The organism is Pseudomonas sp. Y5-11, from assembly GCF_022368695.1.
Lineage (GTDB): Bacteria > Pseudomonadota > Gammaproteobacteria > Pseudomonadales > Pseudomonadaceae > Aquipseudomonas > Aquipseudomonas parakoreensis.
In genome coordinates, this window is sequence record NZ_CP058974.1 from 156,879 (window position 1) to 182,873 (window position 25,995).

Consider the following 25,995-nt stretch of genomic DNA (forward strand, 5'->3'; position numbering starts at 1 on the left):
AAGGGTTCACAGGGTTTTCATGAATTCGATCAACGCACGCTTGTCGTCGTCCGACAGCGTGGTGCCATACAGGTGACCGCTGTTGTGGTTGCCCTCCAGGCGGGTGTCGTATTTGAAGTCCGCCGAGGCTTTGGCCTGGGCACCCGTGGTAACGAAACCGACGTTGACCGGGTCGTAGACATCGGAGCCGGTGATGAACACCACCGGGCGTTTTTCCGGCGGTTGCAGCAAGTCCCACAGGGTTGGCACCGAACCGTTGTGCAGGTACGGCGCGCGCAGCCAGATGCCGTCGGTCGGCGTGTTGCTGTAGCTCTGGGTCTTGCGATACGCGCCGAAGTCGAACGGCGGTTTCTTGAAGGTGTGGAACGCCGTCACCAGACCGGTGGTGAATGAGTCCAGCCGATGTGGATCGGTGCCGAGCTGATCGATGTTGGTGGTCACTTGCCCGGTGTCGGCGCGACCGAAGTCGTGGCAGGCGGCGCAATTGGCGTCCCAGAGTGGTTTGCCCCGGGCGACCTTGGCCTGATCCAGTGCCCACGGCCACGCCGGCGCCTTGTGCCCGAGCAGCCAGTTGGTCACCCGGTTGAAGCTCGGCGGCAGCACCGATTCCGGCGTTGCGCCCACGGCCATTGCCGCGGCGTAGTTGCGTTCGTGGATCTTGTTGTTATTGCCGTCCCAATGCAGGTACATCGACTCCCGCGGTTTCTGGTTCCAGACTTGCGGCAGGTCGACGGTGCCGATGGTCGAGTCATCCGGAAAGCCGAACACCACCATTTTCGTCGGATTGAAGGTGTCGGTGCGACCCGGGCCCTGTTGCGGACGCAGCTTTTGCCAGGCGTAGGCCTGCTTCTGTTTGAGCAAAGCGCTTTTCGCCATCGGGATGATCAGGTAGCGGTTGTAGAGCTTCTCGAAAAAGCCCAGCTGAAACTTGCCGTTGATCGCCGCCATCACCGCGTCGGTGGTGAATGTCGGATCGCTGGCGCAATCGTAGGCGAACCACTGGAAGGCCTGCAGTTGCAGGGTGTTGGCCGGCGCACTGGGCACGTTGACCGCGACGTCGCTGGCATTGGCCCGATACGATCCTGTGTGACACAGCGCGCAGTTCGGTTCCACGGTCGGGTAACCGATCTGCCGCTTGGCCATGCCGATCGGCAGGTCCTTGCCGTTCTCATAGAGAAAGCCGAAGACCTCCCAGCCGCCGGGCTTGGGCAGTTTTTCCGGGCACATCTGTGGCAGCACGGCGAACAGGTAATACGGGATCCGCGCTTCGATGCCCAGGCCGATGGCGGCATATTTATAGTGATCTTCGTCGGAGGCGTATTCCTGCTCCGGCACAACCCGCAGCATCTGGTACCAGGTCTCGTAACCGATAAAACCCAACACCGCGACAACCACCAGCGTGCCGACCTTGAAGCTGTGACGCTGCCATTGCCGTGCCCAGGCCGCGCGCCACTCGCGACAGCCATCGCACAGCAGCGCCCAAGGCCGGTTCGCAGGCGTGGTGCCGAGGTACAGCAGAATGCCGAGGATCAGGAAAAAGCTCAGATCGCCCAGCAGCATCGGCACGAACACCGAGCCTTGGCTGCTGGTGTTGATCAGGTAAATCCAGAACACCACGGCGATCAGCCGCGTCAGCACGCACAGCCAGGAATGCACCACATAGCGCGGCGCGTTGAAGCCCGACGGCATGTAAAACACGCTGATGCCCACCAGCAGCATCCCGGCGTTTTCCAGCCACGGGTCGGAGAGTTGCGGCGGCAGACCGACCACCGATGTCAGCAACCCCGGCGCAAACAGCGCCGGGATCGCGAACACCATGTTCATCGCAATGCCGAGCCAGATGAAGCGTTGAAACCAGCGGATGTAGCTGTCCATGTCTTCCATTTCCTTCTGACCACCAACCTGCAATGTCCCTTGTGGTGAGGGGATTTATCCCCGACGGGTCGCGAAGCGGCCCCAAACCCCGCCAGCGCGGTCTGTCAGGATCAGCGCGCGCTCAGGTTTTACGACTGCTGCGCAGCCGATCGGGGATGAATCCCCTCGCCACAGAGAATCTCCTCAACACAGAAATCAGTAATCGATCTCAACCGAGGGCCGTTTTCTCCAGGTGCTCAAGGATGATCGGATACACATCCACCACCGCGTTCTTGCCGAACATGCAATCGATGTGGCCGTAACCCGGCACCACATGCCGGCTGTAACGCTCCGGCCCGTGGACTGCGCAGACGCGCTGGTAGGTCTTGAGCGTGCTTTCCGGCAGGTAACACTGGTTCTCCGCGCCGCTGATAAAGCAGATCGGCATGGTCAGCCGCTCAAAATGCGGCATGTACACATCGTTGCCCTTGAAATCCACCAGATGCCCTTTGCGCACGATCAGCGCCAAATGCTCGAAAGTCTCGATGTTCGACTCGCCGAACAGTTCGTGCAGGTTGTCGTGCAGGGTTTCGTTAAGGGTGTCGTGGCGATACAGCGAGGCGTACATGAAGGTGATGCGGTGGCACACCGGGTTGGTGCAGTAGCCCTGCGCTTAGATCCGCGCGTAGCCGTTGAGGGCCTTGTCATAGAGCCGGTTGAACCAGTTTTCCTTGCTGTCGGCGTAAGCGGTCATCGATTTGATACCGATGGCGTCGAGCATTCCCGGCAAGTGCAGACCCGCCTTCAGTCCCGTGGCAGTGGCGACCACGGTGTCAGCGGCAATCTGCGAGCAGACCACCGAACGCACGCCTTGCAACCCCGCCAACAGCGACATGAAGAACGTCGTCGCGCCGTAGCAATGCACCACGCATTGCACGTCTTTGGCCTGGGTTTCTTGCTGAATTTGCGCGATGGCAGCCTTGAAGTCGTACTGGGCGATCTGGTCGCCGTTCCATTCTTTCTTGCTCGCCGGCAGCAGAATGCTCACCCGGAAATCCAGCAGCCACACGTCGTAATCGTGCTTGCACAAATACTCCAGCAGGTTGGTCTGGATGGTGTCGGTGGAGAAGATATTCGAACCGACACCCAAGCCATGCACCAGCATCACCGGGCCTTTGCTGCCGGCCTGATAACGGGTCAGGCGCAGTTCGACGCCGTCCTCGGTGGGGAAGAAATGCACCGCCGGGGTTGGCGCATCCAGCGGCCGTTTCAGCCGTGGCGGCGCGTCGGGATTGAAGTATTTGTCCCCTGCAAACACCCCGCCGTAACTCTCCCAGAGAATCCCGGCGAAGAACTTGCCGAAGCGCGCCAGGCCTTCGATGCGCTCACGCTCGTTGCGCGCGTTGAGCACTTTCATGGTAGTCATCTGCTTGGCGAAATCGGTCGGATGAATGTGCATCACCCCGGAGCCGATCACCTCGCCCGACTTGTCCGGCCCGCGGTACAGCGTCACGTACAGGGTGCTGGTGTCGTGCCAGATATTCAGCACGCCGTTGTCTTCCGGCACGGTTTTGAAGGCGCTGAAGAAATAGTCGGTGCCGTCCTCGGCGGTCAGCTTCATGTCGTATTTCATGTGCCGCGTATCGACCTGCTGCTCGAACTGTTCGAACAGGTTGAACACGCCGTTGCTGGCGGTCAGCGGTTGCGGCGACAGCGCCGGGGCATTGACCGTACCGACAATGGTCGCGGCGTGTTGCGGTTCCTTGATCATCCGGTTGAGGTCGTTGGCGGTGATGGTCAGGGTGAAGTCGATCGGCGAGTTGTCCGCCTCACCGCGTTTGGCCGCCGCTTCGTAGACTTTCAGATCGGTGCTTTGTGCGGCGGTGAAAGCGCGGGAGAAATAGCCCTTCATGGTTTCGGTGAACTGCACGCCGAGGGTCGGCGGTGCCACCTGTTTGCGCGGTGCCGACGGCAGTGTGTAGTCGATGTGCCAACCGCGGTCAGCGGCGAGCAGGCCCATGTTGCGCTCGCTCACGGCAGAGATGGTCAGCAGCGGATTGACCGCCAATGATGTCGGAATCACCGCGCCGTCCGTCACGTACAGATTGGCGTAAACATCGGTGCCACTGGCGCCGCTGAACACCTGGCCCTTGTGATTGACCACGCCTTGCGCCGCGTCTTCACCCATCACGCAACCGCCCAGCGGATGCACCGAGACGATGCTGTGCTTGAGCAGCTGGGTCCAGATCGGGTTCTCGACCCAGACCCCGCCGAGTGCCTTGGTGCTCTGGTACAGCCGCTCGTTGCCGAGCTTGAAGTTTTCCTGCTCGCCGACACCCGGCCAGTCGATGCGCAACTGATCCTTGCTGTCGAGCAGCATCCGGCCCTGGCCACTGTCGTGGCTCATGATCAGGTAGGTCTGCATGTTGTGCAGCGCGCCGTAATACGGGCCGCGCAGGAAGCTTTCGGCCTCGCGCTCCTTGTAGCCAAGCTTGCCGCTGAAACTGTCGTCGGTGGCCTTGCCGATCATCTCGGCAAACCCGGCCATCGCCGGTACCATTGGCCGGCCGAGCGCGCCGGGGATCGAACCTTCCTCGATGACCATGCGGCTGCGCCAGTCACCTTCGGTGCGCATGTCGATGACCGAGGTGATGCACGGGCCAACGGGGTGCAGTTCCTTGGCCGAATGCGCGCCGAAGCCGATGCCGTTGATAGTCTGCTCGCAGTTGTGGCCGAAGCCGAGGATGTCGCCATTGCCGCTCATGTTCTCGCCGAGCTGGCCGGACATCACCAGGCCTTTGTCCCGCGAACGCAACAGAATCTCGGTGGAACCCAGGGTGCCGGCAGAGACCACCACGATGTCGGCTTTCACGAACAGCGTCGGTGCGTCGAATTTCTCGCGCCCACTGTCGAGGTACTGGAAGTGCACGATCCAGCCATCGCCGGCGCGCTCCAGATGACGCACTTCGGCCTGGCAGAAAATCTCCGCACCGTGATTCCAGGCATCCGGCAGGTAGTTCATCAGCGTGGTGTTCTTGGCCTTGTTGTTACAGCCCGAGACGCAGTCGCCGCACTGGTTGCACGGCAACTGTTCAACGCCGACGTGGTTGAGATTGTTCGGCAGTTTGTCGAATGTCACGTTGATCGGTGGCTTGTAGAAGTGCGCGCCTTGCTTGAGGTAGTCAGCGGACTTTTTGTTGGCGTCGAGCTTGGGCAGGTTCGGTGCGCTGTTCGGGTACGGATTGGGTTTGAGCATTTCCCGGGCGCGGGCGTAACCGTCCTTGAGCAAGGTATCGCGGTGTTCGCGTACCGCTTGCGGCCAGCGCGGGTCGTCGAACACCCCGGGCTCAGGCTCCAGTGCCACGTTGGCGTTGATCAACGACGTACCGCCGAGGCCACAACCCACCACCACATTCTGCTGGGCATTCACGTGCAGATCGAACAGGCCGGTGCGCGAGCCAATGTGGCCGTCCGGGTCGTGGATCTGCAACTCTTCAGTCGCGGCAATCATGGTGTTGGGGTATTCACCGGGCTGAATTTCCCGCCCGCGTTCAAGCAGGCACACCTGCTTGCCGGCCCGGGACAGCCGCGACGCAGCAATGCCGCCGCCATAGCCGGAGCCGATAACGATCACGTCGTAGTGTTCCTTGATCTCACTGATGGGCGTTGCGATGCGTGTCATGAGGGTGTTCCTCTCTCAGGCAGATGGGGGGCAACTCTGCGGTTGCCTGCAATCAATGGGCGAACGGGCACCTGGCCTCCGGGCGAGCCCGGCGACAGCACAACGGTCGGAGCAGCAGGTCGCTACAGACGAGCGTGTTGATTGGCCGCACGTCGTAACGTGCGCTTGCGGGGCGTGGGGGGATGGCGGTGTGGGCGGCTATCCATCATGCGTTCTCCCAGAACCTGATGTGGATAAGTGACGGCTGTCCTTGTGCCATTGCAGTGAAGACAGCGCAGGAATCGAAGTCAAGGCCGCCCCTTAGAACTGTATGAAATCTGATCAATTGCCGTTTGGACTATACCCGGTAAGGCCTGCAGGGTTTGACGAACAAGTTATCCACATAGCCATGCACAGCAAATGGGGGTAACTGTGGATGAACCGAAAAATAACGGGCTGATTTGTGAAGAAAAATCGTGACTTATCCAGAAGGATGGTTTGCACGAGTAATTGAGTGTTTTTTGATCAAGCCTCTACACGCCACATTTCATAAGGCCTGCAGAGGATGGCGAACACGTTATCCACAGAAGCGCCAACAGAGTTCGGGGGTAACTTTGTTGCAGCTGTGGAAAAGCGCTGAGTGCTGCGCAATTCGTGGGATTGCGCGGGAATTATCAGCTTTAAAAGCCTAATCGATCATTTATTGAGCAATTCTCTACAAGCCATGTTTCATAAGGCTCACAGCGTATAGCGAACATCTTATCCACAGAAGCGCCAACAGAGATTGGGGGCAACTCTTGAACTTATTCAGGAGAAAATGCTCTGGAAAACCGTGACTTAGGCTGGTTGTTTTTTGATCTTGGGCCTGAAGGGCTTGATTGGCGTGGGGTACAGGGATGGGCGAACACGTTATCCACAGATCCGCCAACAGGGATTGTGGGTAAACAACACCAAATCGTCGAACCACATCCTGTAGGAGCTGCGGCATGCTGCGATCTTTTGATCTTGATCTTGAAGATCTAAAGATCGCAGCCTCGTTTCACTCGACAGCTCCTACAGGGGTCAGCGGACGACGCCTTCTTCAATCAGCAGTTTGAGGATCGCTTCAGCGCCGGCCTGCGCGGTGACGCCTTTAAGCACTTGTCCCCCACCGCCACTGGCCTTGGCCGTCGCCGCTTTCATCCGGTCCGCACCGCTCTTGGCCTTGATCACCTTCAGACGTTTCGGCCGTGGTTTGGCCGGTTGCAAGGTGGCGACGGTCAGCAGTTCATCGTCCAGCACTGCCACATCCTCGGCATTGAGCACACCCCGCCGCGCCGGGCCGTAGGCGCTCTGGCGTGGCTTGGGTGCAGCGTTATCCACAGTTGCCAGAAACGGCAGCTTCACCTTGAGACGCCGCCGCTGCCCACGGGGCAAGGCTTGCAGCACCAGCGCCGAGCCGTCACTGATCGATTCGACCTGCGCCAGTCCCACCACCAGCGGCCAGCCCAGTCCTTCGGCAAGCAGAAATGGCAACATGCCCGAGCCTTCGCCGGTTTCCGCCTGCGTGCCGGTCAGCACCACCTGGGCGCCGGCATCGCGCAGATACGCGGTCAGCGCCGGCAAGGCGTCGGCGCCAGCGGGTTGCTCCAGCACGTGCATCTGCGCAAGTCCCATGCCCAGATAGGCGCGCAGTGCCGGTTCGGCAACGTCCCCGGCATGCAGCACTTGCAGGTTATCCCCAGCCAGTTGCAGGCCCAGTTCCACGGCGCGCGCGTCCTGTTCGGCACGGCGTGGCCGGCCCGAGGTCGGGTGGGCGCCGATGGAGACCAGGCTGATGACATTGGTGTTCATAACTGTGTCCTTCCCTTAAGCCGCATCGCGCTTGGCGTCGTTGCGGTAAGCCGCTACCGCCGCGATCAAGGCTTGAAGAATCTCCGCGCTCTCGCCGATCACCGACAGGTCGGCGCGTTTGATCATGTCGCACCCCGGGTCGAGGTTGATCGCCACCACCTTGTCGCAGGCACCGATGCCCTGCAGGTGCTGGATCGCCCCGGAGATACCCACAGCCACATAAACCCGTGCGGTGACCCAGGTACCGGACGCGCCGACCTGCCGGTCACGGGCCATGAAGCCGTCGTCCACCGCCACCCGCGAGGCGCCTTCGGTGGCGCCGAGCGCCGCCGCCGTCTGGTGAAACAGCGACCAGTCCTTGACCCCGTTGCCGCCGGAGAAAATGAACTCGGCTTCGGCCATCGGAATGGCCGCCGGATCCACCGCCACCGCACCCAGATCCTCGATCCGCGACAGGCTACGCGCCACCGTTGTGGATAACTCCACCGGCAGGGCTTCGTGACGGGTTTCGCTGACCGGTTCGGCGCATTCGGCAGCAGCCAGAATCAAGCGGGCGACCGGCCGCGCCAGGTCTTGCAAGCCCGCGCCAGCGCGCCCGATGCATTGCTGATCCTTGACCTGCCAGACCCGTGTGGCCGGGCGTTCGCCCAGTGCGGCAGCAAAGCGCCGACCCAGTTCGCCGCCACCGCTGCGGCTGTCCGGCAGCAGCCAGTGGCGCGGGTTGAACTGGTTATCCACAGCCCGCAAGCCCTGCACCCGTTGTTCCGGTGCATAACCGCTGAATTGGTCGCCCTCCAGTACCAGCAAGCGATCGACGCCGGCCGTGGCGAAGGCGCTCTCTTTGTGTTCGCCAAACACCACCGCCAGCACCGCACCGTCCTTGCCGGCCAGTTGGTGAGCCAGGCCCAGCAGGTCGCGGTCGTGGCTGCTCAAACGCCCACCGACCATGTCCGGCACCACGCTGATGTAGAACGCCGGGGCCGGTACCTGATGCAGCGGCAGTTGCACTTCAACCGTGGCCGAGCGTTTGACCGCCCCGCCCTGTTGCGCGCCGCTGCGGTCGATACGCTTGATGCCGTTGGGGCCGATGAAACCGATGCCGTGCAGGTTCTTGCGGATGATCCCGTTGGGGCCCATCCAGCTGTGTTGCGCCGGTTGCATGGCCGCGTGCAGCGGGTGCAGACGGTTACGCGCAATCCATTCGGCGCGTGGGTCGCGGCGGATAATGTCGCTCATCAGTGGGCCTCCGCAGGTTCACGTTTGGCCGGCGTGGCAGGCTTGTCTGGCGCGGCATCTTCAAGCAGCGCGTCGGCCACCAGTTCGGCGATGTCCTTGATCAGCGGACGCGGTTCGACCACGCCTTCGAGCATCGCCGTGCACTGTGGACAGCCCACGGCCACCAGCTCGGCACCGGTCTCGCGGATGTCTTCCATGCGCATGTCGGGAATCCGCTGCTTGCCCGGAATGTCAGTGATCGGCGCACCGCCACCACCGCCGCAGCAGCGCGAGCGGAAGCCGGAACGCTGCATCTCTTTAACCTCGATGCCGAGGGCGCGCAGCACTTCACGCGGCGCCTCGTACTCGCCGTTGTAGCGACCGAGGTAGCACGGGTCGTGATAGGTCACGCTGTTGCCTTTGTGCTGACCGAGGTTCAGCGCACCGGCCTGAATGATTTCCGCCATGTAGGTGCTGTGGTGCTGCACCAGGTAGTTGCCGTCGAACGCGCCGTACTCGTTTTTCAGCACATGGAAACTGTGCGGATCGCAGGTGACGATGCGGTTGAAGCGGTATTTGGCCAGGGTCTGGATATTGCGTTTGGCGAGCAACTGGAACGTCGCTTCGTCACCGAGACGCCGGGCCACGTCGCCGCTGTCGCGTTCTTCGAGGCCGAGTACGGCGAAGTCGATTTTCGCGGCCTTCAGCACTTTGACAAACGCGCGCAAGGTGCGCTGGTTGCGCATGTCGAAGGCACCGTCGCCGACCCAGAACAGCACGTCGGTGGACTTCTTCTCGCTCAGCAGATTGAGGTTCAGGTCCGCCGCCCAGTTCATCCGCCCACCCGGGGCAAAACCGCCGGGGTTGTCGGTGGCGATCAGGTTTTCCAGGACTTCGGCGCCCTTGTTCGGGGTCGCGCCTTTTTCCAGAGTCAGGTGGCGGCGCATGTCGACGATCGCGTCGACGTGCTCGATCATCATCGGGCATTCCTCGACGCAGGCCCGGCAGGTGGTGCACGACCACAGGGTTTCGGCATCGACTAGACCGTTGACGATCGGTTGATGCGGATTACCGCTGTGCTCACCAATTGGCTTGCCCGGATACGGACTGCCAGCAAACTTCGCGTCAGTGCCGCCAGCCAGGCCGACGACCATGTCCTGAATCAGCTTTTTCGGGTTCAGCGGCTGGCCGGCAGCGAACGCCGGGCAAGCTGCTTCGCACTTGCCGCACTGCACGCAGGCGTCAAAACCGAGCAACTGGTTCCAGGTGAAATCCTTGGGTTTTTCCACACCCAGCGGCGCCGATGGATCGTTGAGGTCCAGCGGTTTCAAACCGGTGGAACGACCGCCGCCAAAGCGCTCGGCGCGACGGTGCCAGGCCAGGTGCAGGGCACCAGCGAAGGCGTGCTTCATCGGCCCGCCCCAGGTCATGCCGAAGAACAGTTCCGACACGCCCCACAAAACGCCGAGCCCGAGAATCGCTGCCAGCAGCCAGCCGCCGAAGTTCTCTGGAAGGATCCCGGCCACCGGCAAGGTCACCAGAAAGAACGACGCCGAGAACGCCAGCAGGCTTTTCGGCAGACGCATCCACGGGCCTTTCGACAGCCGTGCCGGCGGGTTGAGCCGACGCCGATAAACGAAGATTGCCCCGACGAACATCACCGCCGTCATCAACAGCAGCGCGTAGCCGAGGATGCGGTTATGCAGGCCGAAACCGTGCACCAGAATCGCCAACACGATCGACGCCACCGCACCACCGGCCGTGGCCACGTGGGTGTTGGCGATGTATTTGTCGCGCGCCACCACATGGTGCAGGTCGACCATGTAGCGCTTGGGCATGGCGAACAGGCCGCCGATCAGATCGACCTTCGAGGCCCGGCCCCGACGCCACATGGCCACCCGCCGCAACGCGCCCAGCACCGCAAGGGCCAGGGCTGCGAACAACAGGATTGGAAGAAGGGTGTTCAACATGGTGAAGCTCCCACCAGTACAGCCTGGAGAAACACGGTCTTTGCGTAGGAGCTGCCGCAGGCTGCGATCTTTTGATCTTGCTTTGAACAACAAAAGTCAAAAGATCGCAGCCTTCGGCAGCTCCTACAGGGTTGTGTGCAAGCCGTCAGAAGTCTTTGCACAACCGCAGGGCGTCATAGATCGCAGCATGGGTATTACGCTGCGCCACGCAGTCGCCGATGCGGAACAGCAAGTAGCCGTCACCGGTGCTGCTCAGCGAAGGTTGTGGCTGGATCGCGAACAGCGCTTCGACGTCGATCTGGCCCTTGTTGCGCGAACCCTCTTTGAGCGCGTAGTAGATTTCCTCATCCGGACGCACGCCGTTTTCCACCACCACCTGGTCGACCACCCGCTCCTCTTTGGCGCCGGTGTACTCGTTCTCCAGCACCGCCACCAGCTTGTCGCCTTCGCGGTAGACCTTCTCCAGCATCATGTCGCCGGTCATGATCACTTCTTTCGGGTACATGCTGCGGTAGTAGGTCGGGAACGACGTACCGCCGATGGCCACGCCCGGTTTGATGTCGTCGGTAACGATCTCGACCTGGCTGCCCTTGTCGGCGAGGAAGTCGGCCACCGACATCCCGGTGAACTCGCAAATGGTGTCGTAGACCAGCACGTTCTTGCCCGGCGCGACCTTGCCGTCGAGCACGTCCCAGCTGCTGACCACCAAGCCTTCGGCGGCACCCCAGTGTTCGTTCTGCTCAAGGTATGGATGACCACCGACGGCCAGCACCACGATGTCCGGACGCAGATCCATGAGGGTGTCGGCATCTGCGGCAGTGCCCAGACGCAGGTCGACTTTCAGGCGCGCCAGCTCCAGCTGGAACCAGCGGGTGATGCCGGCGATCTGGTCACGCTGCGGCGCTTTCGACGCCGTGGTGATCTGCCCGCCGATGAATTCTTTCTTCTCGAACAGGGTCACGTCGTGGCCACGTTCGGCCGCCACACGCGCCGCTTCCATCCCGGCAGGGCCGGCACCGACGATCACCACCTTGCGTTTCGGCCCGGTGGACTTCTCGATGATGTGCGGCACGCCCATGTATTCACGGGAGGTCGCGGCGTTCTGGATGCACAGCACGTCCAGACCTTGATACTGACGGTCGATGCAATAGTTGGCGCCGACGCACTGTTTGATCTGGTCGACCTGGCCCATCTTGATCTTGGCGATCAGGTGCGGGTCGGCGATGTGCGCGCGGGTCATGCCGACCATGTCGACGTAACCGCCTTCAAGGATGCGCGTGGCCTGGTTCGGGTCCTTGATGTTCTGCGCGTGCAGCACCGGCACCTTGACCACTTCCTTGATTCCGGCCGCCAGGTGCAGGAACGGCTCCGGCGGATAGCTCATGTTCGGAATCACGTTGGCCAGGGTGTTGTGGGTGTCGCAACCCGAGCCGACGACGCCGATGAAATCGAGCATGCCGGTATCGTCGTAATACTTGGCGATCTGCTTCATGTCTTCGTGGGACAGACCGTCCGGGTGGAACTCGTCGCCGCAGATACGCATGCCGACGCAGAAATCGTCACCGACCTCGGCGCGCACTGCCTTCAACACTTCCAGTCCGAACTTCATCCGGCCTTCGAAGCTGCCACCCCATTCATCGGTACGCTTGTTGACGCGCGGGCTCCAGAACTGGTCGATCATGTGCTGGTGCACGGCCGACAGTTCGACACCGTCCAGGCCACCAGCCTTGGCACGGCGCGCGGCTTGCGCGTAGTTGCCGATCACCCGCCAGATTTCTTCCGGCTCGATGGTCTTGCAGGTGGCGCGGTGCACCGGTTCACGGATGCCCGACGGTGACATCAAGGTCGGCCAGTGGAAGCCGTCCCAACGTGAGCGTCGGCCCATGTGGGTAATCTGGATCATGATCTTGGCGCCGTGCTTGTGCATGGCGTCGGCCAGATTCTGGAAGTGCGGAATGATCCGGTCGGTGGACAGGTTCACCGAACTCCACCATTGCTGCGGGCTGTCGATGGCGACCACCGACGAACCGCCGCAGATCGCCAGGCCAATGCCGCCCTTGGCTTTCTCTTCGTAATATTTGACGTAGCGCTCGGTGGTCATGCCGCCGTCAGTCGCGTAGACCTCGGCGTGCGCGGTGCTGAGCACGCGGTTGCGGATGGTCAGTTTGCCGATCTGGATCGGCTGGAACATTGCTTCGAAAGCCATGGCGGGTTCCTCGACTTACAACGGCTTGACGGTGAACAGGCCGTCGTCATGGCCTTCTTCGGAGCCACCGTAGACTTGCTCGGCAACCGTACGAATCTTGCTGCCGCGAGCGGCGAGAATCTGATCCATGGCGCCGGCAAACCAGCCGGTGAACATGTAGTCGACCTTGCGCCCGACCTTGCCGTACACGTAGACGAACGCCGAGTGTTCGAGCTTGACGCTGGCGGTGCCTTTGTCGAGGTCGATGTCCTGAATCTTGAACAGGCCCCAGCCGCGTTGCGACAGACGCTTCATGTAGTGCTCGAACACCGCGACGCCTTCCAGGCCGTGGCATTCAGCTTCTTTCTCGCACCAGTGCCAGGCGGACTTGTAGCCGGCCTTGTAGAGGATTTCGGCATAGGCGTCGGCGCCCAGCACTTCCTCGATGCCCATGTGGTTATTGACGAAAAAGTGGCGTGGCACGTAGAGCATCGGCAGGGCGTCGGAGGTCCAGACACCGGTCTCGCTGTCGACTTCGATTGGCAATTGCGGGGCGATCTTGGCCATGGAAACTTAACTCCAGAAAATTCGGTTTGTTGCCCCCGGCACGGACGGCCGGGGGAAAGGATTCAGAAGTGCGGCGGCTTATTCGCCCCAAACGTCCTTCAAGACGTTCACCCAGTTTTCGCCCATGATCTTGCGTACCACACGCTCGGAGTGGCCGCGCTTGAGCAGGGTTTCGGTCAGGTTCGGGAACTCGCCGACGGTGCGGATGCCCAGCGGGTTGATGATCTTGCCGAAGCTGGTCAGACGACGGGCGTAGCCCTTGTCATGGGTCAGGTATTCGAAGAAGTCCTGGCCGTGCCCCTGGGTGAAGTCGGTGCCGATGCCGATGGCGTCTTCGCCGACGATGTTCATGGTGTATTCGATAGCTTCGGCGTAATCGTCGATGGTCGAATCGATGCCCTTGGCGAGGAACGGCGCGAACATGGTCACGCCGACAAAACCGCCGTGGTCAGCGATGAACTTCAGTTCGGCATCGGACTTGTTGCGCGGGTGCTCTTTGAGACCCGACGGCAGGCAGTGGGAATAGCAAACCGGCTTTTTCGATTCGAGGATGACTTCTTCTGAAGTCTTGGAACCGACGTGGGACAGGTCGCACATGACGCCGACGCGGTTCATTTCGGCGACGATCTCACGACCGAAGCCCGACAGACCGCCGTCGCGCTCGTAGCAGCCGGTGCCGACCAGATTCTGCGTGTTGTAGCACATCTGCACGATACCGACGCCGAGCTGCTTGAACACCTCGACATAGCCAATCTGGTCTTCGAACGCGTGAGCATTCTGGAAGCCGAAGAGGATGCCGGTCTTGCCCTGCTCCTTGGCGCGACGAATGTCGGCGGTGGTGCGCACCGGCATTACCAGATCGCTGTTTTCGCGGATCAGCTTCTGGCTGGCGGCGATATTGTTCACGGTCGCCTGAAAGCCTTCCCACACCGACACGGTGCAGTTGGCCGCCGTCAGACCGCCCTTGCGCATGTCTTCAAACAGCTCGCGGTTCCATTTGGCAATGATCAGACCGTCGATAACGATGCTGTCGGCGTGTAATTCGGCTGGGCTCATCAGGCGTCCCCTTATTGGCGATTCATGCGCCGAATCGTCTGCCGGCGCTTTGGGGCCAGCATATGCCTCGGTGCCGGGGCGACCGGGTGCAAAAACGACAGGGGAATTGCCGAAAGCGTCAATCCGCGACAAAGGGTCGCCAGGCGCTGCGATCAGCTACCTGTTCAAGCCCGCCAGCTTGAGCCAGAATCTGGCGCATCTTGGATACACCACTGGATTAGAGCGGCGACAACCATGAAATCGATCTTCCTGGCTTTGGCACTGATGGCGACCGGCGTACACGCCGCCGAAGAGACCGACAACAACCCGTGCGACGCGGTGGAAAACGACGTCCAGACCCTGGAATGCTCGACCTACAGCCGCAGCACCGCCGAAGACCTGCTCAAGGACAACTACGCCAGCCTCAACGAGCGCATGCAGGCCACCTACGGCAAAAACGCCGCGCAACTGGCCGACATCACCGCCAAACTGAAAACCGCCCAGCAACAATGGCTGAAAACCCGCGACGCCGATTGCGCCGTGGAAGCCTTCCCCGCCACCGAAGGCAGCAAGGCTTTCAAGATTGCGCAGAATGACTGTGTGGCGCGGATGAGTGACGAACGGTCGGAGTTTTTGGAGTCGATTGGGCAGGAGTGATTCGGGAAGTTCGGCAACATGCCGACAAACGTTGTTGATTGGCCGACTGGAAAATATAAGTAAAGATTCGAAAATCTTATAAAAGACTTATGTTTCCAGTGCCATGACTCAATCCGTCGACATCCAAATCATCAACGATGCCGAGGGCAACCCGGCCTTCGTAGTCATTCCCTACGCTCAATACGTCGCTCAGAAAATGCAGCCCGATCTGATCCCGCATGAGGTGGTCAGTCGAATGGTCGACGGGGCGACACCGATCCGTGCCTGGCGCGAACACCTGAACCTGACTCAGGAAGAAGTGGCGAAACGTCTGGGAATTTCCCAGCCGGCGTTCGCTCAACAGGAAACAGTAGCGAAGCCACGCAAGGCAACCCGCGAGAAAATCGCAGCGGCGTTCGGCATCACCGCCAATCAGCTTGAGTTGTAGGCTGCCCTCTTCATTCAAAGGAATTCCCATGAACATCTGCGGCATCGAAATCAAAGGCAGCGAAGCGATCATCGCCGTGGCCTCCCTTGACGGTTCGGCCTTGAGCCACGTTGCACTGAGTACCAAGAAAATCGCCCTCGACGATGATGACGAGGCGGCCAACGTCAAACGCTTCGCGGCGCAGGTGGCGTCGTTTGTACGCGAGCATTCGATTGACCGGATTGCGATCAAGAAGCGCAGCAAGAAGGGTGAGTTTGCCGGTGGGCCGACCACGTTCAAGATCGAGGGAGTGTTTCAGTTGCTGGAGGGGTGTGAGGTGACGCTGCTGTCGCCGCAGACCATCAATGCGCAGGCCAAGAAGCACAATTTCGAGCTGCCGGGGACGCTGAACAAGTATCAGCATGAGGCTTATAAAGCGGCGTGTTCGGCGTTGGTGAAGAAGTAACGCGATTCCCGACATCACATTGAAACCTGTGGGAGCGGGCTTGCCCGCGATGGCGGTGTGTCAGGCAATAACAATGTTGGATGTGCTGGACTCATCGCGGGCAAGCCCGCTCCCACAGGGTTCTATGGCGTTGCTAAAACCCTTCAGGCCTGAGCGGTACGCCGGTCTTCGCGGGGGCAACGGGCGAAGCGTGCGCGGTAGCTGCGGGTGAAATACGACGGCGATTCAAACCCGCAAGCGATGCTGACCTCCAGCACGCTCATATCGGTCTGGCGCAATAACTGCCGGGCCTTTTCCAACCTCAAGCGCAGATAGAAATTGCTCGGTGTGTCATTCAGATGCAGCCGAAACAAGCGCTCCAGCTGCCGCCGCGTGACCTTGATCGATTCCGCCAGTTGCAGCGTGGTCAGCGGTGGTTCGCTGTGCTGCTCCATCTCACCAATCACCTGCACCAGCTTCTTGTTGCTGATGCCGTAGCGCGTGGCGACTTCCATGCGCTGGTGGTCCTTGCGCGGACGAATCCGTCCCAGCACGAACTGCTCGCTGACCTGAATCGCCAGTTGCGGGCCGTGGGCCTGGGCGATCAGATCAAGCATCAGATCGATAGACGCCGTACCGCCCGCAGAGGTGATGCGCCGCCGATCGATTTCGAACAATTCCTGGGTCACGCTGAGCTGTGGATAAGATTCCTTGAACGCATCGATCGCCTCCCAGTGCAGGGTCAAGCGATGGCCGTCGAGCAGGCCGGCTTCAGCGAGAACGAAACTGCCGGTATCGATGGCGCCAAGGGTCACGCCTTCTTTGTCCAGCCGGCGCAGCCAGTGTTCAAGGGTCGGCGTGGCGAACTTCAGCGGTTCGAACCCGGCCACCACCAGCAGCGTCGCGCCTTTCTTCAACGGCTCCAGCGCCGCGTCGGCGTTGACCGACATGCCATTGCTCGCCAGCACCGCCCCGCCATCGGCGCTGAGCACGTGCCAGCGGTACAACTCGCCGCGAAAGCGGTTGGCCACCCGCAGCGGTTCGATCGCCGAGATGAAACCGATGGCGGAAAAACCCGGCATCAACAGAAAGTAGAAATCCTGGGACATGGTGCGCACTCGGTTAGCGGGTAGCGTGGATCGTTGATACGCCGATTGTCGTCAGCGTTCAAGCGCACAGGTCGCTACAGTGCAAGAGCCAGTCGCCGCAGTGCGCTTTCAAGGGCCTACAGCTGCGTAACTTTGCATCACCGGCACGCCAGATGCCGGAACTCACAATAAACGACCTGCCGAGGAACCCGACATGAAACGACTGATCAGCAGCTGTGTTCTTGCACTCAGCGGTACCGCTTTCTTGAGCGCCAGCGTCATGGCGGCCGAACCTGCGTCGTGCCAGAACGTGCGCATGGGCGTCGTGAACTGGACTGACGTGATCGCCACCAGTGCCATGACTCAAGTGCTGCTCGATGGCCTCGGCTACAGCACCAAACAAACCAGCGCGTCCCAGCAGATCATCTTCGCCGGGATTCGCGATCAGCGGCTGGATCTGTTCCTCGGCTACTGGAACCCGCTGATGACCCAGACCATCACCCCGTTCGTCGACGCCAACCAGGTCAAGGTCCTGCCGGCGCCAAGCCTGAAAGACGCCCGCGCGACCCTCGCCGTGCCGACTTATCTGGCGGACAAGGGCCTGAAGACCTTCGCCGACATCGCCAAATTCGAGAAAGAACTGGGCGGCAAGATCTACGGCATCGAGCCGGGCTCGGGCGCCAATACGCAGATCAAGGCGATGATCGCCAAGAACCAGTTCGGCCTCGGCAAATTCCAGCTGGTCGAATCCAGCGAAGCCGGGATGCTCGCCGCTGTCGACCGCGCCGTGCGCCGCAAGGAAGCCGTGGTGTTCTTCGGCTGGGCACCGCACCCGATGAACGTGAACGTCAAGATGACTTACCTCACTGGCAGCGAGGACGCCCTCGGCCCGAACGAAGGCATGGCCACGGTGTGGACGGTCACCGCGCCAAAATACGCCGAACAGTGCCCGAACATCGGTCGCCTGCTGAGCAACCTGACGTTCACCGCCGAAGACGAGAGCCGCATGATGCAACCGCTGCTCGATCACAAGGACGCGTTCGAATCGGCCAGGCAATGGCTCAAGGATCACCCCGAAGACAAGCAGCGCTGGCTGGAAGGTGTAACCACCTTCGATGGCAAACCGGCCGCTGAAAACCTGCAACTGACCAGCAAATAAAACACCGGAAATCAACGCTTCGCAGCCCCGACCGGGCTGCGAACAGACCCATCACGCCTGAAGGAAACCGCACCATGAACCACGACGTCATCATCACCTGCGCACTCACCGGTGCTGGCGACACGACCGCCAAGAGCCCGCACGTGCCGGTCACCCCGAAACAGATCGCCGCGGCTGCCGTGGAAGCCGCCAAGGCCGGCGCCACGGTGGTGCACTGCCATGTGCGCGACCCGCAGACCGGCAAGTTCAGCCGTGACGTGGCGCTGTACCGCGAAGTGATGGAGCGCATCCGCGAGGCTGACGTCGACATCATCGTCAACCTCACCGCCGGCATGGGCGGTGACCTCGAAATCGGTGCTGGCGAGCACCCGATGGAGTTCGGCCCGAACACCGATCTGGTCGGCCCGCTGACCCGTCTGGCCCACGTTGATGAACTGCTGCCGGAAATCTGCACCCTCGATTGCGGCACGCTGAACTTCGGCGACGGCGACACCATTTACGTCTCGACGCCGGCGCAACTGCGCGCCGGCGCCAAGCGCATCACCGAGCTGGGGGTGAAGGCCGAACTGGAAATTTTCGACACCGGCCACCTGTGGTTCGCCAAACAGATGATCAAGGAAGGCCTGCTCGACAACCCGTTGTTCCAGCTGTGCCTGGGCATCCCGTGGGGCGCTCCGGCGGACACCACCACCATGAAAGCCATGGTCGACAACCTGCCGGCGGACGCGGTGTGGGCCGGGTTCGGCATCGGCCGCATGCAAATGCCGATGGCCGCACAAGCGGTGCTGCTTGGCGGCAACGTGCGGGTCGGCCTGGAAGACAACCTGTGGCTGGACAAAGGCGTGCTGGCAACCAACGGCCAACTGGTCGAACGTGCCACCGAGATCCTCAGCCGCCTCGGCGCCCGGGTGCTGACCCCGGCCGAAGGGCGCAAAAAAATGGGCCTGACCCAGCGCGGCTAAATCTCAGCCCCAAAAATGGGGCCCTGACTGCACCCCAATTTCACCTGTAGGAGCTGCCGCAGGCTGCGATCTTTTGATCTTGCTTCAAACAATCAAAATCAAAAGATCGCCGCCTTCGGCAGCTCCTACAGGAAACACCTTCTTCAGGGAGTTCCTATGAGTTTTATCACCAACATCAAAACCTTCGCCGCCCTCGGCAGCGGTGTCATCGGCAGCGGCTGGGTCGCGCGTGCCCTCGCCCACGGCCTCGACGTGGTGGCCTGGGACCCGGCACCTGGCGCTGAAGCGGCGCTGCGCAAACGCGTGGCCAATGCCTGGGGCGCACTGGAGAAAAACGGTCTGGCGCCGGGTGCGTCGCAGGATCGTCTGCGTTTTGTCGCAACCATCGAGGAGTGCGTACGCGATGCCGATTTCATTCAGGAAAGTGCCCCGGAACGCCTGGAGCTGAAACTCGATCTGCACAGCAAAATCAGCGCGGCGGCCAAACCCGATGCGCTGATCGGCTCCAGCACTTCCGGCCTGTTGCCGAGCGAGTTCTACGAGAGTTCGACCCACCCTGAACGCTGCGTGGTCGGCCACCCGTTCAACCCGGTTTACCTGCTGCCACTGGTGGAGGTGGTCGGCGGCAAGCACACCGCGCCGGAAGCTGTGCAAGCGGCTATGAAGGTTTACGAGTTCCTCGGCATGCGCCCGTTGCATGTGCGCAAGGAAGTGCCAGGGTTCATCGCCGACCGTTTGCTCGAAGCGCTGTGGCGCGAGGCGCTGCACCTGGTCAACGACGGCGTGGCGACAACTGGCGAGATCGACGACGCGATCCGTTTTGGCGCCGGACTGCGCTGGTCGTTCATGGGCACGTTCCTGACTTATACGCTGGCCGGTGGTGACGCGGGGATGCGTCACTTCATGTCGCAGTTCGGCCCGGCGCTGCAGTTGCCGTGGACGTATCTGCCGGCACCGGAGCTGACTGACAAGCTGATTGACGATGTGGTCGATGGCACCAGCGATCAGCTTGGCCGCCACAGCATTTCAGCGCTGGAGCGCTATCGTGATGACTGCCTGCTGGCGGTACTGGAGGCGGTGAAAACCACCAAGGAAAAGCACGGGATGAGTTTCAGCGAGTAATCGCCTTCCCCTGTGGCGAGGGAGCTTGCTCCCGCTCGGCCGCGAAGCGGTCGTAAAACCAGCGAATGCTGTCTGACCGACGCACCGCGATCAGAGGTTTTGGGGCTGCTGCGCAGCCCAGCGGGAGCAAGCTCCCTCGCCACAATGTGTATTGCGCCAGCGATCTATGGAGTTCAACCATGCCCACCCTCACCACCTACCAAACCACCATCATCCCCGACTGGGTCGACTACAACGGCCACCTGCGCGACGCCTTCTACTTGCTGATCTTCAGCTACGCCACGGACGCCCTGATGGATCGTCTCGGCATGGACAGTAACAACCGCGAGGCCAGCGGCCACTCACTGTTTACCCTCGAACTGCACCTGAATTATCTGCACGAAGTGAAGCTCGACGCCGAGGTCGAAGTGCGCACGCAGATCATCGGTCACGACAGCAAACGCCTGCACCTCTATCACAGCCTGCACCTGGCCGGCGACGACAAGGAACTGGCCGGTAACGAGCAAATGCTGCTGCACGTCGACCTCGCCGGCCCGCGTTCGGCACCGTTCACCGCCGATACCCTGAGCCGTCTGCAAGCCATCGTCGCCGAGCAAGTCGATCTGCCCGCCCCGGCTTACATCGGCCGCGTCATCGCCCTGCCACCCGCCCGGTAATCCGCCCACGCTAGGAGCCAACATGAACACCGCTGCCGCTGTTGCCGATTTCCGTACTTATCCGTTGATCAGCGCGCTGAGCGGCGTGCAGAACCTGACGGATCGCGTTTCGCTGGCCTGGGCTGATGGCCGTGTCAGCCCGTTTCACCATGTCTGGTTGCGGGACAACTGCCCGTGTGAACAGTGCGTCTACACCGTAACCCGCGAGCAGGTATTCGAGATCGTCGATGCCGCGCCGGATCTGGCTCCCGTTAACGCGCACATCGACAGCGACGGCTGTCTGCAGATCGACTGGCAGGACGGCCACCACAGTCGCTTTGATCCGGGCTGGCTGCGCGCCCACGCCTATGACGACGAGTCCCGCGCCGAACGTCTGGCGACCAAACCCCAGCCCTATCTGTGGCGCAGCAATTTGCAGCTACCGGCATTCGACTATTCAGCGCTGATGAACGACAACGGTGCGCTGCTGCAATGGTTGATCGCGGTGCGCGACATCGGCCTGACTCAGGTGCGCGGCGTGCCCACCGAACCAGGTTCGCTGAAGCTGATCGCCCAGCGCATTTCATTCATCCGCGAGAGCAATTTCGGCGTACTGTTCAACGTGCAGTCCAAGGCCGATGCCGACAGCAACGCCTACACCGCTTTCAACCTGCCGTTGCACACCGACTTGCCGACTCGCGAGCTGCAACCAGGGCTGCAATTTCTGCATTGCCTGGTGAATGATGCCGAAGGTGGCGAGAGTATTTTTGTCGACGGTTTCGCGATTGCCGACGCGTTGCGTCAGGAAGCACCGGAGCTGTTTCAGGCGCTGTGCGAAATCCCCGTGGAGTTTCGCAACAAGGACCGCCACAGCGACTACCGCTGCCTGGCGCCGATCATTGCACTGGACGCGTTGGGCCGGGTGGCGGAGATTCGCATGGCGAACTTTCTGCGTGGCGCATTCGATACGTCGGTGGAGCAAATGCCGCTGCTGTATCGGGCCTATCGGCGCTTGATCGCCATGACCCGTGAGCCACGTTTTCGCCTGATGCAGCGACTCAATCCGGGTGAACTGTGGTGCTTTGATAATCGCCGCACGCTGCATGCGCGCAATGCGTTTGACCCGGCCACCGGGGCGCGGCATTTCCAGGGCTGCTACGTCGATCGGGATGAGTTGTTGTCGCGGATTCTGGTGTTGCAACGCTAGACCGCTAAAAGCAAAAGATCGCAGCCTCTGGCAGCTACTACAGGGGATCGCATTTCAACTGTAGGAGCTGCCGGAGGCTGCGATCTTTTGACTTTCATAAAATTAAAAAAAGCCCCGATACAAGCCGTGACAGGATCGGGGCAGAGGGTACTGTTGAGGAGCTGCCAGTCGAGGGTGACCAAACCGTCTGTAGCGAGCTGAGGCCAGTGTGCCCACTCCCCTTGGCACTGAGTTAGCCGAAAACGACCTGTTCATAGCCGTCGCGGCCACTGCGACAAATCACCCTTGCCGTGCCTGCGCATGCCCACCAGAATCGAGCCACGACCTCCATTGCCGAAGAAGGAAGCGCGCCATGATGTATGCCGATTTGATCGATCAGGAAGACCTGTTGGGCCAGCTCAAGGCGTTGGGTTTTCAGGTGCCGAGCGGTTCGACCGCCGAGCAGGCCTGTGAGTGTGCGGTGCGTGGTCTGGACAATGTTCGCGCGTTTGAACTGCGCAAAATGGTCAAGGACATGTACACCAGCGGCGCCAGTATTCAGCCTGCGGTGCGTCAGGCGATCGACAAGCAATTGTTGCCCGCGTTGGCGGATTATCAGCAAAGCCACAGCGCCTGACAGAAGATCAAAAGATCGCAGCCTGCGGCAGCTCCTACAGTGAAATGCGATCGCTGTAGGAGCTGCCGCAGGCTGCGATCTTTTGCTTTACAGCCTTACGCTGGCAAACGTCGACTCATTGCGCGCCTGACTCAACGCCGACATCGGCCCCGACAGCGGCGACATCACGATGGCCTGCGGCAGCGGCAGCATCGCCACTTGCTGCGTGGTGTTGGAGCCTACGCGTTCGTCACGCGGCGGAATTCCGAAGTATTCGCGGTAGCATTTGGAGAAATGCGGCGTCGACACGAAACCACACACCGAGGCCACTTCGATGATCGACATCGGCGTCTGCTTGAGCAGTTGCCGGGCGCGGATCAGGCGCAGCTTGAGGTAGTAACGCGACGGCGAACAGTGCAGGTATTTCTGGAACAGGCGCTCCAGCTGTCGACGCGACACGGCGACGTACACCGCCAGTTCGTCGAGGTCGATCGGCTCTTCGAGGTTGGCCTCCATCAGCGCGACAATTTCCTGCAGCTTCGGCTGGTTGGTCCCGAGCATGTGCTTGAGCGGCACGCGCTGGTGATCCTGCTCGTTGCGGATGCGCTCGTAGACGAACATCTCCGAGATCGCAGCAGATAGTTCGCGACCATGATCGCGGCTGATCAGGTGCAGCATCATGTCCAGTGGCGCGGTACCACCGGAACTGGTGAAACGGTTACGGTCGAGGGTGAACAGACGAGTGCTCATCGCCACACGCGGGAAAGCTTCCTGCATCGCCGCCAGACATTCCCAGTGCACGCTGCAATCAAAACCGTCGAGCAGACCGGCGCAAGCCAAGGCCCAGCTGCCGGTGCACACCGCGCCCAGACGCTTGGACTGACGCGCCTGGCTCTGCAGCCATGACACATGTTCACGGGTCACGGTGCGTTGGATACCAATGCCGCCGCAGACGATCACGGTGTCCAGGGGCGGGGCTTTGTGCATGGAGGCATCGGGGGTGATTTGCAGACCGTCACTGGCCCACACCTGTCCGCCATCGACGGTCAGGGTGCTCCAGCGATACAGCTCACGACCGGACAATTGGTTGGCCATGCGCAGGGGTTCGACTGCGGAGGCCAGAGAAATCAGCGTGAAATTGTCCAGCAGCAGAAAGCCGATGGATTGAGGCGCACGGTTCTGGGGTTGGGCCCCGGAGTTGAACGACGTCATCGCGGTATCTCCTCACACAAAGCGGGTGATGGCCTCAGGCGGAGGCTCTTGTTATTGCCGGCGTTCTCACGTGGGAGACGGGCTTTGTTATGACAGAGCAAATGCCATGCCTAAAATTGAATGGCCGTTCAATAACTCCTGAAAACGACGTCGCGACGTGTCTATTCAAGACGTCGGCCAACAGCTGTTTCGAAGTGCCATCAGCGGCGGTGAGCGCCCTGCCCCGCTGCCTGTGAGCAGATCGGTAGCACTTGTGGGAACTGGCCTGCGCGCAGTTTGTGGGGAGTGTCACCGCAGGCACGGGTGACGGACGGTAGGGAGTGCGAATGGCGCACTGCGAGTGGGAAAAGCTCTTATCTGATTGCGACGCGCTAAAAGGTGGCGCCTGCGGTTATGTGTGTTCCGTTAGCGAGCAGTTTTGACTGGTCTGGCCTCATCGCTGGCAAGCCAGCTCCCACAGATTCTGTGGTGATACAGAAATCGTGATCACACTGAAAATACCTTTGGGAGCTGGCTTGCCAGCGATGGGAGCGATACGGTCTCAGCACTCAACCGCGCTAACGGCCAAACCACCACGCGAAGTCTCTTTATATTTGTCATGCATATCGGCGCCGGTATCGCGCATGGTGCGGATCACCCGGTCCAGCGAGATGAAGTGCTGACCATCGCCGCGCAAGGCCATCTGCGCCGCGTTGATCGCTTTCACCGCCGCAATCGCATTGCGTTCGATACACGGCACCTGCACCAGTCCACCGACCGGATCGCAGGTCAGGCCGAGGTTATGCTCCAGACCGATTTCCGCCGCGTTGCACAGTTGCTCCGGTGTCGCGCCCAAGATCTCCGCCAGACCCGCTGCTGCCATCGCGCAGGCCGAACCCACTTCACCCTGGCAGCCGACTTCGGCACCGGAGATCGAGGCGTTCTTCTTGCACAGAATCCCCACCGCCGCCGCACCCAGAAAGTAGTCGACGACGTTGGCGTCGGTGACCGCTTCGCTGAACTTCATAAAGTAGTGCAACACCGCCGGAATGATCCCCGCCGCGCCATTGGTCGGCGCCGTGACCATACGCCCGCCCGCGGCGTTTTCTTCGTTGACCGCCAGGGCGAACAGGTTGACCCATTCCATCGCGCTCAACGTCGAACCGATCACGTTGGGCTTGTTCAATTCCTGCAGGTTGCGATGCAACTTCGCCGCACGCCGACGCACATTCAAACCGCCGGGGAGGATGCCTTCGTGCTTGAGGCCTTGCTCGACGCAATCCTGCATCGCCCGCCACAGTTTCATCAGCCCGGCGCGGATTTCTTCTTCGCTGCGCCAGACCTTTTCGTTGGCCATCATCAATTCGGCGACGCGCAGATTGTTCTTTTGGCACAGCTGCAGCAGTTCTACCGCGCTGGAAAAGTCATAGGGCAATTCAGTGCGATCCAGATCGACCACGCCGCTGGATGCCTGCGCCTGATCCACCACGAATCCGCCGCCGACCGAATAGTAGGTGTCACGATGAATCTCGCCGTGATCGCCTTCGGCAATCAGGGTCATGGCGTTGGGGTGGAACGGCAGGTTCTCGTCGATCAGGCGCATGTCGCGCGCCCAGACAAACGGCACCGACAAACGGCCGTCCAGAAGAAGCGTGTGGGTTTCACGCAGGGCCTGGATTCGCGGGCCAATCTGCGACGGGTCGATTGCGTCCGGCCACTCGCCCATCAGGCCCATGATCACCGCGTTGTCGCTGCCGTGACCAATGCCGGTGGCCGACAGCGAACCGAACAGTTGCACTTCTATACGCCGCACCTGTTCGAGCAGGTGCCGGTCGCGCAGCGATTCGACAAACAGGGCCGCGGCGCGCATCGGGCCGACGGTGTGGGAACTGGACGGGCCGATGCCGATTTTGAACAGGTCGAAAACGCTGATAGCCATTGCTGCAGAGCTCCTGAGGATGCCGTTCCCGGGCGTTAAGCGCCCGCTGGCGGAGCTGCTACGCTCAAGCTGCGATCCGCCGGAATGCCCGCATCATCAGGCTTTTGTCAGGTCGTCCGGCGTCTGACACCGACGCACTCATGCCCACCAACGCCGTGCCGGTTTGCTCCCCTGTTTTCGCCGTTTTTATGCGGTTCAGATGGCCAAACGGGGTAGAAAAAAGCTGTAAACGACGTCACTGACACTGGATGCGACCATCCCTGTACTGG

The 25,995-nt window shown here is 61.1% G+C and carries 19 protein-coding genes and 1 pseudogene; 9 read left to right on the forward strand and 11 right to left on the reverse strand.

Annotated elements, in window-relative coordinates:
* Nucleotides 1–6: 6 nt before the first annotated feature.
* From HXW87_RS00655 to HXW87_RS00690, 8 genes and pseudogenes are all read right to left on the reverse strand, one after another.
* Nucleotides 7–1,875, reverse strand: coding sequence for a hypothetical protein (locus HXW87_RS00655; RefSeq protein WP_182402795.1), 1,869 nt, complete (start codon nucleotides 1,873–1,875; stop codon nucleotides 7–9).
* A gap of 208 nt (nucleotides 1,876–2,083) precedes the next feature.
* Nucleotides 2,084–5,536 (reverse strand): annotated as a pseudogene (locus tag HXW87_RS00660) (GMC oxidoreductase).
* A gap of 1,041 nt (nucleotides 5,537–6,577) precedes the next feature.
* Nucleotides 6,578–7,348, reverse strand: a complete 771-nt coding sequence (locus tag HXW87_RS00665; protein ID WP_047297069.1) for an electron transfer flavoprotein subunit beta — start codon at nucleotides 7,346–7,348, stop codon at nucleotides 6,578–6,580.
* A gap of 15 nt (nucleotides 7,349–7,363) precedes the next feature.
* Complete coding sequence (locus HXW87_RS00670; RefSeq protein WP_047297070.1) at nucleotides 7,364–8,584, reverse strand: electron transfer flavoprotein subunit alpha/FixB family protein; 1,221 nt, start codon at nucleotides 8,582–8,584, stop codon at nucleotides 7,364–7,366.
* Nucleotides 8,584–10,533 carry a dimethylglycine demethylation protein DgcB gene (gene dgcB / locus HXW87_RS00675; RefSeq protein WP_095668141.1) on the reverse strand — a complete coding sequence of 650 codons (1,950 nt, stop codon included), beginning with the start codon at nucleotides 10,531–10,533 and terminating at the stop codon, nucleotides 8,584–8,586. The genes HXW87_RS00670 and dgcB overlap by 1 nt, the downstream gene beginning before the upstream one ends.
* A 145-nt stretch (nucleotides 10,534–10,678) precedes the next feature.
* Nucleotides 10,679–12,739: a dimethylglycine demethylation protein DgcA gene (gene dgcA / locus HXW87_RS00680; RefSeq protein ID WP_095668140.1), complete on the reverse strand. Its 2,061-nt coding sequence runs from the start codon at nucleotides 12,737–12,739 to the stop codon at nucleotides 10,679–10,681.
* 15 nt (nucleotides 12,740–12,754) lie between these two features.
* Nucleotides 12,755–13,285, reverse strand: coding sequence for a DUF5943 domain-containing protein (locus HXW87_RS00685; RefSeq protein ID WP_007926354.1), 531 nt, complete (start codon nucleotides 13,283–13,285; stop codon nucleotides 12,755–12,757).
* Between the two features lie 78 nt (nucleotides 13,286–13,363).
* On the reverse strand, nucleotides 13,364–14,341 hold the full coding sequence (locus tag HXW87_RS00690) for a dipeptidase (protein ID WP_007962626.1): 978 nt from the start codon (nucleotides 14,339–14,341) through the stop codon (nucleotides 13,364–13,366).
* A 234-nt stretch (nucleotides 14,342–14,575) separates the two neighbouring features.
* Here HXW87_RS00690 and HXW87_RS00695 point away from each other — a divergent pair, with 234 nt between their 5' ends.
* From HXW87_RS00695 to HXW87_RS00705, 3 genes are all read left to right on the forward strand, one after another.
* A complete protein-coding gene (locus HXW87_RS00695) occupies nucleotides 14,576–14,977 on the forward strand; it encodes a lysozyme inhibitor LprI family protein (RefSeq protein WP_027610649.1) in 402 nt (133 codons plus the stop codon).
* Between the two features lie 103 nt (nucleotides 14,978–15,080).
* Complete coding sequence (locus tag HXW87_RS00700) at nucleotides 15,081–15,404, forward strand: helix-turn-helix transcriptional regulator (RefSeq protein ID WP_115986000.1); 324 nt, start codon at nucleotides 15,081–15,083, stop codon at nucleotides 15,402–15,404.
* A 28-nt stretch (nucleotides 15,405–15,432) separates the two neighbouring features.
* Nucleotides 15,433–15,849: a DUF3010 family protein gene (locus HXW87_RS00705; RefSeq protein WP_095668139.1), complete on the forward strand. Its 417-nt coding sequence runs from the start codon at nucleotides 15,433–15,435 to the stop codon at nucleotides 15,847–15,849.
* 143 nt (nucleotides 15,850–15,992) lie between these two features.
* On the opposite strand, the gene HXW87_RS00710 is transcribed toward HXW87_RS00705, so the two are convergent.
* Nucleotides 15,993–16,937, reverse strand: a complete 945-nt coding sequence (locus HXW87_RS00710) for a GlxA family transcriptional regulator (RefSeq protein ID WP_239778314.1) — start codon at nucleotides 16,935–16,937, stop codon at nucleotides 15,993–15,995.
* 193 nt (nucleotides 16,938–17,130) lie between these two features.
* Between HXW87_RS00710 and HXW87_RS00715 the strand changes: the two genes are divergently transcribed.
* From HXW87_RS00715 to HXW87_RS00740, 6 genes are all read left to right on the forward strand, one after another.
* Entirely contained in the window at nucleotides 17,131–18,075 is a 945-nt protein-coding gene (locus HXW87_RS00715; RefSeq protein ID WP_047297076.1) for a choline ABC transporter substrate-binding protein, read from the forward strand.
* Between the two features lie 74 nt (nucleotides 18,076–18,149).
* Nucleotides 18,150–19,037, forward strand: coding sequence for a 3-keto-5-aminohexanoate cleavage protein (locus HXW87_RS00720; protein ID WP_239778315.1), 888 nt, complete (start codon nucleotides 18,150–18,152; stop codon nucleotides 19,035–19,037).
* A 156-nt stretch (nucleotides 19,038–19,193) separates the two neighbouring features.
* Nucleotides 19,194–20,159, forward strand: a complete 966-nt coding sequence (locus tag HXW87_RS00725) for an L-carnitine dehydrogenase (RefSeq protein WP_239778316.1) — start codon at nucleotides 19,194–19,196, stop codon at nucleotides 20,157–20,159.
* Between the two features lie 179 nt (nucleotides 20,160–20,338).
* The gene (locus HXW87_RS00730; protein WP_086793591.1) at nucleotides 20,339–20,815 is read left to right on the forward strand and encodes a thioesterase family protein; all 477 of its coding nucleotides are present in this window, start codon (nucleotides 20,339–20,341) and stop codon (nucleotides 20,813–20,815) included.
* Between the two features lie 22 nt (nucleotides 20,816–20,837).
* Nucleotides 20,838–22,001 carry a gamma-butyrobetaine dioxygenase gene (locus tag HXW87_RS00735; protein WP_239778317.1) on the forward strand — a complete coding sequence of 388 codons (1,164 nt, stop codon included), beginning with the start codon at nucleotides 20,838–20,840 and terminating at the stop codon, nucleotides 21,999–22,001.
* A 352-nt stretch (nucleotides 22,002–22,353) separates the two neighbouring features.
* On the forward strand, nucleotides 22,354–22,617 hold the full coding sequence (locus HXW87_RS00740; protein WP_007962640.1) for a hypothetical protein: 264 nt from the start codon (nucleotides 22,354–22,356) through the stop codon (nucleotides 22,615–22,617).
* 87 nt (nucleotides 22,618–22,704) lie between these two features.
* On the opposite strand, the gene HXW87_RS00745 is transcribed toward HXW87_RS00740, so the two are convergent.
* Together HXW87_RS00745 and HXW87_RS00750 are read right to left on the reverse strand one after the other, a co-directional pair.
* Nucleotides 22,705–23,808: a GlxA family transcriptional regulator gene (locus tag HXW87_RS00745; RefSeq protein WP_007949927.1), complete on the reverse strand. Its 1,104-nt coding sequence runs from the start codon at nucleotides 23,806–23,808 to the stop codon at nucleotides 22,705–22,707.
* A 541-nt stretch (nucleotides 23,809–24,349) separates the two neighbouring features.
* Nucleotides 24,350–25,726: an L-serine ammonia-lyase gene (locus tag HXW87_RS00750; protein WP_041063379.1), complete on the reverse strand. Its 1,377-nt coding sequence runs from the start codon at nucleotides 25,724–25,726 to the stop codon at nucleotides 24,350–24,352.
* Nucleotides 25,727–25,995: the final 269 nt, after the last annotated feature.